At 61.8% G+C, this 12098-nt stretch carries 12 protein-coding genes; 7 read left to right on the top strand and 5 right to left on the bottom strand.

Going from position 1 to position 12098, the window contains the following annotated elements; genetic code table 11:
* Window positions 1-68 precede the first annotated feature (68 nt).
* From KI617_RS17170 to KI617_RS17155, 4 genes are all read right to left on the bottom strand, one after another.
* Window positions 69-1034 carry a TerC family protein gene (locus tag KI617_RS17170; RefSeq protein WP_226448347.1) on the bottom strand — a complete coding sequence of 322 codons (966 nt, stop codon included), beginning with the start codon at window positions 1032-1034 and terminating at the stop codon, window positions 69-71.
* A 225-nt stretch (window positions 1035-1259) separates the two neighbouring features.
* Window positions 1260-1721, bottom strand: coding sequence for a TerB family tellurite resistance protein (locus KI617_RS17165; protein ID WP_226448346.1), 462 nt, complete (start codon window positions 1719-1721; stop codon window positions 1260-1262).
* A gap of 150 nt (window positions 1722-1871) precedes the next feature.
* Window positions 1872-2147 carry a hypothetical protein gene (locus KI617_RS17160; RefSeq protein WP_226448344.1) on the bottom strand — a complete coding sequence of 92 codons (276 nt, stop codon included), beginning with the start codon at window positions 2145-2147 and terminating at the stop codon, window positions 1872-1874.
* Window positions 2131-2628, bottom strand: coding sequence for a hypothetical protein (locus tag KI617_RS17155; protein WP_226448342.1), 498 nt, complete (start codon window positions 2626-2628; stop codon window positions 2131-2133). The genes KI617_RS17160 and KI617_RS17155 overlap by 17 nt, the downstream gene beginning before the upstream one ends.
* A 120-nt stretch (window positions 2629-2748) precedes the next feature.
* On the opposite strand from KI617_RS17155, the gene KI617_RS17150 reads away from it, so the two are divergent.
* Window positions 2749-3651 (top strand): LysR family transcriptional regulator, encoded by a 903-nt coding sequence (locus KI617_RS17150; RefSeq protein ID WP_226448340.1) that lies wholly within the window; start codon window positions 2749-2751, stop codon window positions 3649-3651.
* A 79-nt stretch (window positions 3652-3730) separates the two neighbouring features.
* Here the strand turns inward: KI617_RS17150 and KI617_RS17145 are convergent, their stop codons facing one another.
* Window positions 3731-4495 (bottom strand): HAD family hydrolase, encoded by a 765-nt coding sequence (locus KI617_RS17145; RefSeq protein ID WP_226448338.1) that lies wholly within the window; start codon window positions 4493-4495, stop codon window positions 3731-3733.
* A gap of 146 nt (window positions 4496-4641) precedes the next feature.
* Here KI617_RS17145 and KI617_RS17140 point away from each other — a divergent pair, with 146 nt between their 5' ends.
* From KI617_RS17140 to rpe, 6 genes are all read left to right on the top strand, one after another.
* The gene (locus KI617_RS17140) at window positions 4642-5715 is read left to right on the top strand and encodes a class 1 fructose-bisphosphatase (protein ID WP_226448336.1); all 1074 of its coding nucleotides are present in this window, start codon (window positions 4642-4644) and stop codon (window positions 5713-5715) included.
* A 23-nt stretch (window positions 5716-5738) separates the two neighbouring features.
* Window positions 5739-6611 carry a phosphoribulokinase gene (locus KI617_RS17135; protein ID WP_226448334.1) on the top strand — a complete coding sequence of 291 codons (873 nt, stop codon included), beginning with the start codon at window positions 5739-5741 and terminating at the stop codon, window positions 6609-6611.
* A gap of 112 nt (window positions 6612-6723) precedes the next feature.
* Window positions 6724-8796, top strand: a complete 2073-nt coding sequence (tkt, locus tag KI617_RS17130; RefSeq protein WP_226448332.1) for a transketolase — start codon at window positions 6724-6726, stop codon at window positions 8794-8796.
* Between the two features lie 108 nt (window positions 8797-8904).
* On the top strand, window positions 8905-9924 hold the full coding sequence (gene gap / locus KI617_RS17125; RefSeq protein WP_226448330.1) for a type I glyceraldehyde-3-phosphate dehydrogenase: 1020 nt from the start codon (window positions 8905-8907) through the stop codon (window positions 9922-9924).
* A gap of 116 nt (window positions 9925-10040) precedes the next feature.
* Entirely contained in the window at window positions 10041-11078 is a 1038-nt protein-coding gene (gene fba, locus KI617_RS17120; RefSeq protein ID WP_226448328.1) for a class II fructose-bisphosphate aldolase, read from the top strand.
* Window positions 11079-11300: 222 nt separating this feature from the next.
* On the top strand, window positions 11301-12005 hold the full coding sequence (gene rpe, locus KI617_RS17115) for a ribulose-phosphate 3-epimerase (RefSeq protein WP_226448326.1): 705 nt from the start codon (window positions 11301-11303) through the stop codon (window positions 12003-12005).
* The last annotated feature ends 93 nt before the right edge of the window (window positions 12006-12098 follow it).

Raw genomic sequence — 12098 nt, 5'->3', positions numbered from 1 at the left:
TGTCTTTCCTCGCCTGCGCCGAACATATTGTTGTGCGTCATTGTGCTTTCGATTCCTTCATTCCAATTTTACTGGACCGTTCGCGGGCATTTTTTCAGGGACAGGACGATCGAGGTGGCGATGATCGCCGCGACCACCCCGAGCGAGACGGCCACCGGAATCTTGAAGAGGTCGATGAGCAGCATCTTGACGCCGATGAACATGAGCACGACGGCCAGGCCGTACTTGAGCAGTGAGAAGCGGTCGGCCATGTCGGCGAGCAGGAAGTACATGGCGCGCAGGCCGAGGATGGCGAAGATGTTTGAGGTCAGGACGATGAACGGGTCGGTAGTGATCGCGAAGATGGCCGGGATCGAGTCAACGGCGAAGATCAGGTCGGTAAATTCGACGAGGATCAGCACGAGGAGCAGCGGCGTGGCGTAGCGCACGAGCTTGCCGGCGTCCTCTTTCATGACGAAGAAGCGTTCGCCCTGGAGATCATCGGTCACCTTCATATGCCGGCGTATCCAGCTGATGACCGGGTTGTTGGCAAGGTCCGGGGTGGCGTCGGCGAACCACCACATCTTGATGCCGGTAGCGAGCAGGAAGGCGCCGAACAGGTAGAGCAGCCAATGAAACTGGGTGATGAGCCAGACGCCGGCAAAGATCATGACCGTGCGCATGACGATGGCGCCGAGCACACCGAGGATGAGCACGCGTTTCTGGAGTTCGAGCGGTATGGCGAAGAAGCTGAACAGCATGAGCCAGACAAATACGTTGTCGATGGCCAGCGATTTCTCGATGAGGTAGCCGGTGATGTATTCCAGCGTTTTCTGATTGGCGAGTTCCCGCCCGGCCGTGCTGTCGAGGTACCACCACAGGGCGCCGGCGAAGAGGAAGGAGACGCTGACCCAGATGCCTGACCAGGTGGCCGCTTCCTTGAGGGTGACGCGGTGTTGTTTGCTGCCGCCGACGACGAAGAGGTCGATGGCGAGCATGATGAGGACGATGACTAAAAACCCGGACCACATCCACCAGGTGCCGATTGTTTCCATGAGAATTCTCTCCCGGTCAGAAAACCTTCAAACAGCGCCCGGCAAGTGCTCCTTTCGGAAAACGCCACTCTTGCGGTGCTGCAAAGGTCTTGCTCGCGGCCCTGTTGCCAGAACCACCCGTGACGCCGGGAACCAGTGAATCATTCCGTGCTGACGACGCCGCGGCGGAGAGCTACTCCCCCTTGTCTTCGCTCCAGACTGCAAAAGTCTGGTGTTGTTCAACGATCAGGCGCGGACATGCTCATGGCGACCCTGACTCCGCAGGCGCAGCGAGGGTATCGAGCAGTCAGAGACTTCGTACAGGTCGATACCCCAGAATTTCATCGCCTCTGCCACTAGCACGGCCTCGCCACCGGAGAGCTTGCTATCGGCATTGACGACGTCGAGCATCATGCGCAACACCTGTTTTCGCAACAGGGGGTGCTTAACTTCGGCGAGCAGGAGGTCGATGTTTTCAACATCCAGTTCCAGTTGTCCGGTCGGGGTGCGATGGGCGCTGGCCAGCATGTCGTCGCAAAGCTCATGGATCACCCTGTCGAAGCTTGCCTCGTTGAGGCCCAGGCGGCGGATGGTGTCGGTGTGATCGAGTTGTTTCAGTTCACTCGCATCGATGGCGCCATCAGCCATCAGGGTCAGGGCAACAAGGCGGCCCATGGCTTCGGGGCTGTCGGATGGGTAGTGGCGCATCTTGAATCTCCTTGAAAGTCGGGTTGGTGTTTCTGTTTGGTCCCTTTTCTGCGGGGACGGGACCACTATGCGGGCAGATGCTTATTTGATCCAATTAAACAAATTAGAGCTATTCATTAATTAATGCTTATGTGTCTTCCGGGCCAATGTTCATAGCGCCGCAATGGCCAGATAGGCGCGTAACTGCAGCTCGGTTGCGCCCTGTTCATCGCTCGGCTTGGCTTTCTGCAGAACGGTCCGCGCCCCTTCGGTGGATGCAGCCAGGGCGGCATCGCTGAAACTGACGCGGAAGGACTCCTGAATCTCGGGCAGATCGACCCGTTGGTCGCGGGCTGGCCGCTCCTGGCGCATTGCGAACTCACGTAGAACGCCACTGCGCAGCGGTGTTGCGGTGGATGAAGAGGGCAGTCTATCCAGTGGCAACACGATGAGTTCCTCTGTCGCCAATTGCCGAGCTGCGATTGCTCGGCATCTCCGCTGGCAGGCAATGGCGCGGGATGGATGATTCGGCCTTCACGCACAAATCCATGTCCCAGCGCTCAAGCGCCTGCGCAATCAAAGAGGCTTCTCCGGCACTGAGGCGATGGTCGGCATGAACAATGTCGAGCATGATGCCCAGGATTTTTCGCTGCAGCCCGGCATCGCTGATTTCGTCCAGAATCGCTTTGATGCGGCGTTCATCCAGTTCAAGCAGGCCCGACGCATTGCGCTTGGCGCTGGTCAGCATGTCCGTGCAGTATTCGTAGTAAATCGAGTCGAACCGGTCGTTGTCCAGGCCGAGGCGAGTGACCACGTTCTGCCGCTCGAGCAACAGGATTTCATTGCGATCAACGGCCCCGTCGGCCATCAATGCCAGCGCCACGATGCGGGCGGCAGCTTCAGGACTGTTGTTGGTGTATCTGCGCACTTCAGGTCTCCTTGCAAAAGTAGGGGCGATGTCTCGGGTGCTTCCAAGTCCACTATCGATGGTGAAACATATAAAATCCAATTAAACAATCTGTGCTATTGGATTTGCTGAGGCTTATATATGCCGCGTCGCCGTATTACCTTTCGTCAGCTGGAAACCTTTGCTGCCGTCTGTCGCCTGAACAGCTTTACCAAGGCAGCAGACGCCTTGCATCTGACCCAACCCGCCGTCTCGATACAGATCAAGCAGATCGCCGACACCATAGGCCTGCCTCTTTTCGAGCAGAACGGGCGCGATATCGCCCTGTCGCCGGCAGGAGAGGAACTGCTACAGACGGTGCGCAGCCTTGACGACATCTGGAATCGCTTCGAGTCGGCGATCGATGAGCTGAAAGGCTTGAAACGCGGCAAATTGCGCGTCGCACTGGTCACCACGGCGAAGTATTTTCTACCGCGCATGCTGGGTTCTTTCTGCAAGCGCTACCCCGATATCGACCTCGAACTGGAAATCGCCAATCGCGCGAACATAGTGCAGCGCCTGCGCAGCAATCAGGACGATCTCTATGTGATGTCCTACCCGCCCGATGATCTGGATATCGTCCGGATACCCTTTCTCGATAACGACTACGTGGTCGTCGCCCCTGCCGCGCATTGGGCTGTCGGCAAGCCGGTTTCTCTGCAGGATCTGGCCGCGGAGCCCTTCCTTTTTCGCGAGCAGGGCTCCGGGTCTCGCCATGTGATCGATCAGCACATGCATGAGACGGGCACGCAGCTCAAGGTGCGTCTGGCACTTGCCAGCAACGAGGCAATTCGTGATCTGGTCGCCAGCGGCATGGGCTTGTCGGTGCTTTCCCGGCATGCATTGGGCAATGACCTTGCCCGCGATGGACTGGCCATCTTGAATGTCGATGGATTTCCGGTGAAACAGGTGTGGAACGTGGTCTACCTGCGGAACAAGATCCTCTCGCTGCCGGCCCGGGCATTCCTCGATGAATTGCTCAACGAAGGGCTTGGCCAGGCTTGAATCGCCGGGCCGCTAACAATCAGGCTGACCGTTGATGTCAGCACGACAAGTACGGCAGCCTCCGGAAGGCTTGCCACGGTCAACTGGAAATATTAGCCAAATTTGAAATTGCCAGGTCGGCGATGGCGTCGAGGTCGAACTCCCGCAAGTCTGCCAGTACCCGCCATGCCCCACTGAAGTCTTCGCCGGCGGTGTAGTCGTTGGGCGTGACGAGGCAGCGCAGGCCGGTGGCTTGGGCGGCTTGCAGGCCGTTGGCAGAGTCCTCGATGGCCAGACAGTTTTCCGGCGGCAGGGTGAGGCGGTCGAGCACCCAGCGGTAGATCTCGGGGGCCGGTTTCTTGTTGGGCACGATGTCGCCGGCGCCGATGACCTCGAACCAGCCCGGTGCGTCCGGCCCGAGCGTGGCGTGGAGCAGGGCGGTGACGTTTTCCGGGGTGGTCGTGGTGGCGATGGCGAGGCGCAGGCCGCGCTGGCGGGCGTGCTGGATGAGTGTTGCGACGCCGGGGCGCAGCGGCAGGGTGCCGGAGTCGACCAGGCGCAGGTAGTGGCGCGTCTTGGCAGCGTGCAGGTCGCGAACCAGCGCGTCGAATCCGGGCCGGGCAGCGATGTCGGGCGCGTGGCGTTCGGCGTAGTGGCGCATGCGCTCCTTGCCGCCGGTGATGGTGAGCAATTCGCCGTACAGGCTTTCGTCCCAGTGCCAGTCCAGCCCGAGATCGGCGAAGGCGTGGTTGAAGGCGGGGCGATGGCCGTCGCGCTCGGTGTCGGCGAGCGTGCCGTCGACGTCGAAGATCAGGGCTTTGAGTGGGTGCATGCGCCGCACGATAACCGGGGGTGATTCGGGCATCCAGTCAGGATTTCTGAAGTGGCCGGTAAGCGCTGCGTTAATAATCTATGACTTACTCAGGTGATAAGAAACTCTGACTGTTACTTAATTAAGAAGTCACTTATCTTTGTTGCCAATGCGGTAACACAAGAATGATTGGAGACACCATGCAATTCGGCCGTACGACCCTCTCGAAGTTTGTTATTGAAAACACCCGTTCCAGCCACGGCGAACTCGGCGCCCTGCTCATCGACGTCGCCGCCGCCGTCAAGACCATCTCGGCGATGGTCGCTAAAGGCGCACTGGCCGGGCATCACGGTGCACTGGAGAGTACCAATATCCAGGGCGAAGTGCAGAAGAAGCTCGATGTGCTGACCAACGAAGCCATCCTGCGTCACTGCGAGTGGGGCGGCCAACTGGCCGGCATGGCTTCGGAGGAAATGGACGACCCGTATCCGATCCCAGCCGAATACCCGCGCGGTCGTTACCTGCTGGTTTTCGACCCGCTCGACGGCTCGTCGAACAGTGACGTCAATGTCTCGGTCGGCACCATTTTTTCGATCTTTTCGCGGTTGACCGCAGGCGACGCCCAGCTTGGCGATTACCTCCTTCCGGGCAGCCAACAGGTCGCCGCCGGTTACGCCATCTACGGCCCATCGACGATGATGGTGCTGACGCTCGGTAACGGCACCCACGGCTTCACGCTGGATCGCGAGAGCGGCAACTTCATCCTGACCCACGCCAATATTCGCGTCCCAGAAGATACCCGTGAATTCGCCATCAATACCTCGAACGAGCGCTTCTGGGAGCCGCCGGTGCAACGCTACGTCAGCGAGTGCAAGGCCGGCAAGACGGGCGTTCGGGGTGAGGATTTCAATACCCGCTGGATCGCCTCGATGGTGGCCGAAGTGCATCGCATCCTGATCCGCGGCGGCATCTTCATGTACCCGAAGGACAGCAAGGATCCGAGCAAACCGGGTCGTCTGCGCCTGCTCTACGAAGCCAACCCGATGGCCATGCTCATCGAACAGGCCGGCGGCGCGGCGAGCACCGGCCGCCAGCGCATCCTCGACGTGGCGCCGGACGCCCTGCACCAGCGCGTGCCTGTCATCCTCGGCTCGAGGAACGAGGTCGAGCGGCTCGAGCGCTATCACCACGAATACGACACCGGGGCTGATCGGCCGTTTGTTTCGCCGCTGTTTTCGGAACGCTCGCTGTTCCGCGACGAATCGCACGCCTGAACTCAAAGCAAAGGGAGAGAAAAATGTCCATCAAACACCCGATCATTGCCATCACCGGTTCGTCCGGCGCCGGCACCAGCACGGTGATGCAGAGCTTCCAGCACATCTTCCGCCGCGAGTGCCTCAATGCGCAGATCGTAGAAGGCGATTCATTCCATCGCTACGACCGCATGGCCATGCGCGCCGAAATGAAGGCGCAGGAAGAGGCCGGCAATCGCAACTTCAGTCACTTCGGCCCCGGCGCCAATCTGCTTGAAGAGTTGCAGGATCTGTTCATCGCCTACGGCCAGAACGGCACTGGCAAGTTCCGCAAATACCTGCACGACGCCGGCGAGGCCGAGCCTTTCGGGCAGCAGCCGGGCACTTTCACGCCGTGGCAGGAGATCACCGCGACCACTGACCTGATGTTCTACGAAGGCCTGCACGGCGCCTATGCCGACGATAAGATCGACATCGCCAAGCAGGTTGATCTCTGCGTCGGTGTCGTGCCGACCATCAACCTCGAATGGATACAGAAGCTGCACCGCGACCAGAAAATGCGCGGCTATTCGCAGGAGGCGGTCACCGACACCATCCTGCGCCGCATGCCGGATTATGTCAGCCACCTCTGCCCGCAGTTCTCGCGCACGCATGTCAATTTCCAGCGTGTGCCCATCGTCGATACCTCCAACCCCTTCATCGCCCGCGACATCCCAACGGCCGACGAAAGCATGGTGGTGATCCGCTTCGCCAACCCGAAGGGCATCGACTTCCAGTACCTCATCAACATCCTGCACGGCGCCATGATGACCCGCCCGAACACGCTGGTCGTCCCCGGCGGCAAGATGGGTCTGGCCATGCAGATGATTTTCACGCCGATGGTTTTGCGGCTGATGGATCACAAGCGTCGGGCCTAGGAATTCGTCGTTCCTGCACGAGCGGGAACGAACCCAAAAGATGCAAGGAACGCCATCCCCGCTCGCTCGGGGATGGCGATCTGCAAACTGAATTTGAAGAATGGAGACAACCATGGATCGCAACCAGACCGAAACCACCTTCCGCCGCGAACTGGCCAACGCCGTCCGCTTCCTCGCCATTGACGCCGTCAATCAGGCCAAATCCGGCCACCCCGGCGCGCCGATGGGCATGGCTGACATCGCCGAAGTGCTGTGGCGCGACCATCTCAAGCACAATCCCGCCAATCCGCAGTGGGCCGACCGCGACCGTTTCGTGCTCTCGAACGGCCATGGTTCGATGCTGCTCTATGCGCTGTTGCACCTGACCGGCTACGACCTGAGCATTGGCGACCTGAAGAGCTTCCGCCAGTTCGGTAGCCGCACCGCCGGCCACCCGGAAGTCGGCCACACGCCCGGCGTCGAAACGACCACCGGCCCGCTCGGCCAGGGCCTGACCAACGCCGTCGGCATGGCGCTGGCCGAAAAGCTGCTGGCCCAGCGTTACAACCGGCCGGGCTGCGACATCGTCGATCACCGGACCTGGGTTTTCGTCGGCGACGGCTGCCTGATGGAAGGCATCAGCCACGAAGCCTGTTCGCTGGCCGGCGTCTGGGGCCTCGACAAGCTGACCTGCTTCTACGACGACAACGGGATTTCCATCGACGGTCACGTCAAGGGCTGGTTCCGTGACGACACCCCGGCCCGCTTCCGCGCCTATGGCTGGCATGTCGTCGGGCCGATTGACGGCCATGATTCGGCCGCACTGACCGCCGCCATCGCCGAGGCCAAGGTGGTCACCGGCCAACCGACGCTGATCGTCTGCCGCACGCAGATCGGCTGGGGTTCGCCGAACAAGGCCGGTTCTCACGACGTCCATGGCGCGCCGCTCGGCGCCGATGAAACGGCCGCCACCCGCGCCGCCCTCGGCTGGGCGCATGAGCCGTTCGAAGTGCCGGACAGCCTGCGCGTCGCCTGGAATGCCCGCGCCGATGGCGAGGCAGCCGAGATGGTCTGGCGGGCCAGCTTTGCGGTGTATCGCTCGAAATACCCGGAACTGGCTGCCGAGTTCGAACGCACCCAATCCCACGGTCTACCGGAAAAATGGCCCGAAATCAAAAGCGAACTGCTCGCCGCGGCGGGCCGCAAGGAAGGTGCCGTCGCTACCCGCAAATCGTCGCAAAACTGCCTCGATCTGCTGGTCGACCGCGTGCCCGAACTGCTCGGCGGCTCGGCCGACCTGACCGGCTCCAACCTGACCGCCGGCAAGGGCAGCGTCGCCCTGCACGAGGTACCCCAAGGGCACTTCCTTCGGGGCGCCGGTGAGCGGCAGGCCAACTACGTTTCCTACGGCGTCCGCGAATTCGGCATGACGGCAATCATGAACGGCGTCGCCCTGCACGGCGGGCTGATTCCCTACGGCGGCACCTTTGCCGTGTTCTCCGACTACGCCCGCAACGCCATCCGGATGAGCGCGCTCATGAAGCAGCGCGTCGTCCACGTGCTCACCCACGATTCCATCGGCCTTGGCGAGGACGGCCCGACCCACCAGCCGGTCGAACACGCCAGCAGCCTGCGCATCATTCCCGGCCTCGACCTGTGGCGCCCCTGCGACGAGCTGGAAACAGCCATCGCCTGGGCCGCTGCGCTCGAGCGCCAAGACGGACCTTCCGCCCTCTTTTTGTCGCGTCAAAATCTGCCGCAATACGGCGGCGCGACGAGCCGGGCGGAAGGTGCCAGCCGTGGCGGCTACGTGCTCTCCGAAGCCGATGGCCAGCTGCAGGCGGTGATCATCGCGACCGGCTCCGAAGTCGCCATCGCCATGCAGGCGCAGGCCATCCTGAAAGCCGGCGGCGTCGCCGTGCGCGTCGTCTCGATGCCCTGCACGCGGCGCTTCGACCAGCAGTCGTCGACCTGGAAAAAGCTCGTGCTGCCGACGGACGTCTGCCGCGTCGCCATCGAAGCCGGGCAGACCGATTTCTGGCACAAGTACGTCGGCCTCGACGGCGACGTGCTCGGCATCGACGAATTCGGCGCCTCGGCCCCGGCCCCGGTGCTCTATGACCACTACGGCCTGACGGCGGACAACCTGGCGCAAACGGTGCTGCGCACCATTGTCAGCGCCGGGGGCAGCGATGGCGACTTCTAGTCGCGAGTCGGTAGTCGTTAGTTGTTAGCAAAAGCGACAACCCCCAACAACGACCGCCCTGCTAGCAACTAATAACTAACTACTAGCAACTACCAAGGAGACAACACCATGCCAATACGGGTGGCAATCAACGGCTTCGGCCGGATCGGCCGCATGGCTTTCCGGGCCATCGCCAAGGAGGCGGAGTTCGCCGACATCGAGGTGGTCGCCATCAACGACCTGCTCGAACCGGACTACCTCGCCTACATGCTCAAGTACGACTCGGTGCATGGCAATTTCGACGGCGAGGTTTTGGTCGACGGCAACGACCTGCTGGTCAACGGCCGGCTCATCCGCCTGAGCGCCGAGCGCCATCCCGAGCAACTGAACTGGGGCGAGGTCAAAGCCGACGTGGTGATCGAGGCGACCGGCCATTTCCTGACTCACGAAGGCTGCCTGAAGCACGTCCATGCCGGCGCCCGCAAGGTTGTCCAGTCGGCACCGGCCAAGGACAACACGCCGATGTTCGTCTATGGCGTCAATCACCATACCTACGCCGGCGAGGACATCGTTTCGGCCGCTTCCTGCACGACCAACGGCCTGGCCCCGGTGGCCAAGGTGCTCAACGACAACTTCGGCATCAAGCGCGGCCTGATGAGTACCGTGCATGCCGCCACCGCCACGCAAAAGACCGTCGACGGCCCGTCTGGCAAGGACTGGCGCGGCGGGCGCGGCATCCTGGAAAACATCATCCCGTCCTCGACCGGCGCAGCCAAGGCCGTCGGCAAGGTCATCCCGGCGCTCAACAAGAAACTGACCGGCATGGCCTTCCGGGTGCCGACCTCCGATGTCTCGGTGGTCGACCTGACCGTCGAGCTGGAATGTCCCGCCAGCTACGAGGAGATCTGCGCCGCCATGAAGGCCGCTTCGGAATCCGGCCCGCTCAAGGGCGTCCTCGGCTATACCAGCGACAGCGTCGTCTCCACAGACTTCCGCGGCTGCCGTCTGCCCTCGATCTTCGACGCCGGCGCCGGCATCGCGCTCGACCCGACCTTCGTCAAGGTCGTCGCCTGGTACGACAACGAGTACGGCTATACCTGCAACCTGCTGCGCCTCGTGCGCCACATCTCGGCAGCGCCAACAAAATGATTCTGGCGTCGTTGCGCCGACTTGTCGTACCCGTTGTACTGCCTGCGGCGGCGCGCCTAGCCAGAACCGCTGCGCTTCATTTTGTTACCGCTTCCCCAAAACATTAAGGACACGCCATGGCCCTCATTTCCCTGCGCCAACTGCTCGACCACGCCGCCGAGCATAGCTACGGTCTACCCGCCTTCAACGTCAATAACATGGAGCAGATCCAGGCCATCATGCAGGCGGCAGAAGCCTGCGACAGCCCGGTCATCCTGCAGGCCTCGGCCGGCGCCCGCAAATACGCCGGCGAGCCCTTCCTGCGCAAGCTGGTCGAAGCCGCCATCGAGCAATACCCGGACATCCCCGTCTGCCTGCACCAGGACCACGGCACCTCGCCGGCCGTTTGCCAGCAATCGATGCGCAGCGGCTTTTCGAGCGTGATGATGGACGGCTCGCTGGGCCCGGACGGCAAGACGCCGGCCCCGTACGCCTACAACGTCCTGGTGACCAGCAAGGTGGTCGAGATGGCCCACGCCATCGGCGTTTCGGTCGAAGGCGAACTGGGCTGCCTCGGCTCGCTGGAAACCGGCGAGGCGGGCGAGGAAGACGGCATCGGCGCCGCTGGCAAGCTCAATCACTCGCAAATGCTGACCGATCCCGAAGAGGCCGCCGATTTCGTCAGCCGGACCGGCGTCGACGCGCTGGCCATCGCCATCGGCACCAGCCACGGCGCCTACAAATTCACCCGGCCGCCGACCGGCGAAATTCTCGCCATCGACCGCATCAAGGCCATCCATGCGCGGATCCCGAATACTCATCTGGTCATGCACGGTTCCAGCAGCGTGCCGCAGGAATGGCTGGCCGTTATCCGCCAGTACGGCGGCGCGATGAAGGAAACCTACGGCGTGCCGGTCGAGGAGATCGTCGAGGGCATCAAGCACGGCGTGCGTAAGGTCAATATCGACACCGATATCCGCCTCGCCATGACCGGCGCCATGCGCAAGGCGATGGCCGAAAATCCGGAAGAGTTTGATCCGCGCGCCTTCCTCAAAGCCGCCGTAGCGGCGGCGCGCGACATCGGCAAATTGCGTTTCGACGCTTTCGGCTGCGCCGGTCAGGCCTGCCGCATCAAACCCGTGTCACTGGAAAAAATGGCTGCCGCCTACCGCTGACCAAATTCGTCATCCTCGCCAAGGCGGCAATGCGGCTCAGTTAACCGTCATTCCCGCGAAAGCGGGAATCCAGGCGCGACGCATTTACTGGATTCCCGCCTCGCCCGCCGCGAAGCGGAGTTCCGGGTGTGTCGAGGCCGCGGGAATGACGACACCGTTTTACTCTGCTGTACCTTGCGTTTGCGGCCCCGAAGTCTGGGGCCGCCTTTTTTCGGAGGCACCATGAGCCAACCTGATTTCGTCATCGCCCCAAGCATCCTCTCCGCCAATTTTGCCAAGCTCGGCGAAGAAGTCAGCAACGTCATCGCCTCCGGCGCCGACTGGATTCACTTCGACGTGATGGACAACCACTACGTCCCCAACCTGACCATCGGCCCGCTGGTTTGCGCCGCCATCCGGCCGTGCACCGCCGCACCCATCGACGTGCACCTCATGGTCAAACCCGCCGACCGCATCATCCCCGACTTCGCCAAAGCCGGCGCCAACATCATCACCTTCCATCCGGAAGCCTCCGACCACGTCGACCGCAGCCTGTCGCTGATCCGTGATAGCGGCTGCCAAAGCGGCCTGGTCTTCAACCCGGCCACCCCGCTCGATTACATGGATTACGTCCTCGACAAGATCGACGTCATCCTGCTCATGAGCGTCAACCCCGGGTTCGGAGGCCAGAAATTTATCCCCGGCACGCTGACCAAAGCCAGACTGGCGCGCGCCAAGCTCGATGCTTATGAACAGGAAACAGGCCGACGCATCCGCCTCGAAATCGACGGCGGCGTGAACACCGCCAACATCGCCGAAATAGCCCGCGCCGGGGTCGATGCCTTCGTCGCAGGTTCGGCCGTCTATGGGGCGGGGAAGGACGGCGATCCGCATCGCTATGAGTCGATCATCAGTGCGCTACGCAGCGAGTTGCAGGGTGTGCGCTGATTGCTACGGTCAACGGGGAAAAATGGCCAAAAAGCGAGAGCGGGTTAGATAACTTCTAAATTGGCTCTGCCCATTTTTGCTTCTGAACCCAAG

The organism is Ferribacterium limneticum, from assembly GCF_020510625.1.
In the GTDB taxonomy this organism is placed as follows: Bacteria; Pseudomonadota; Gammaproteobacteria; order Burkholderiales; family Rhodocyclaceae; genus Azonexus; species Azonexus limneticus_A.
Note: the sequence above shows the minus strand (reverse complement) of the source record. Positions and strands in the feature narration are given on the sequence as shown.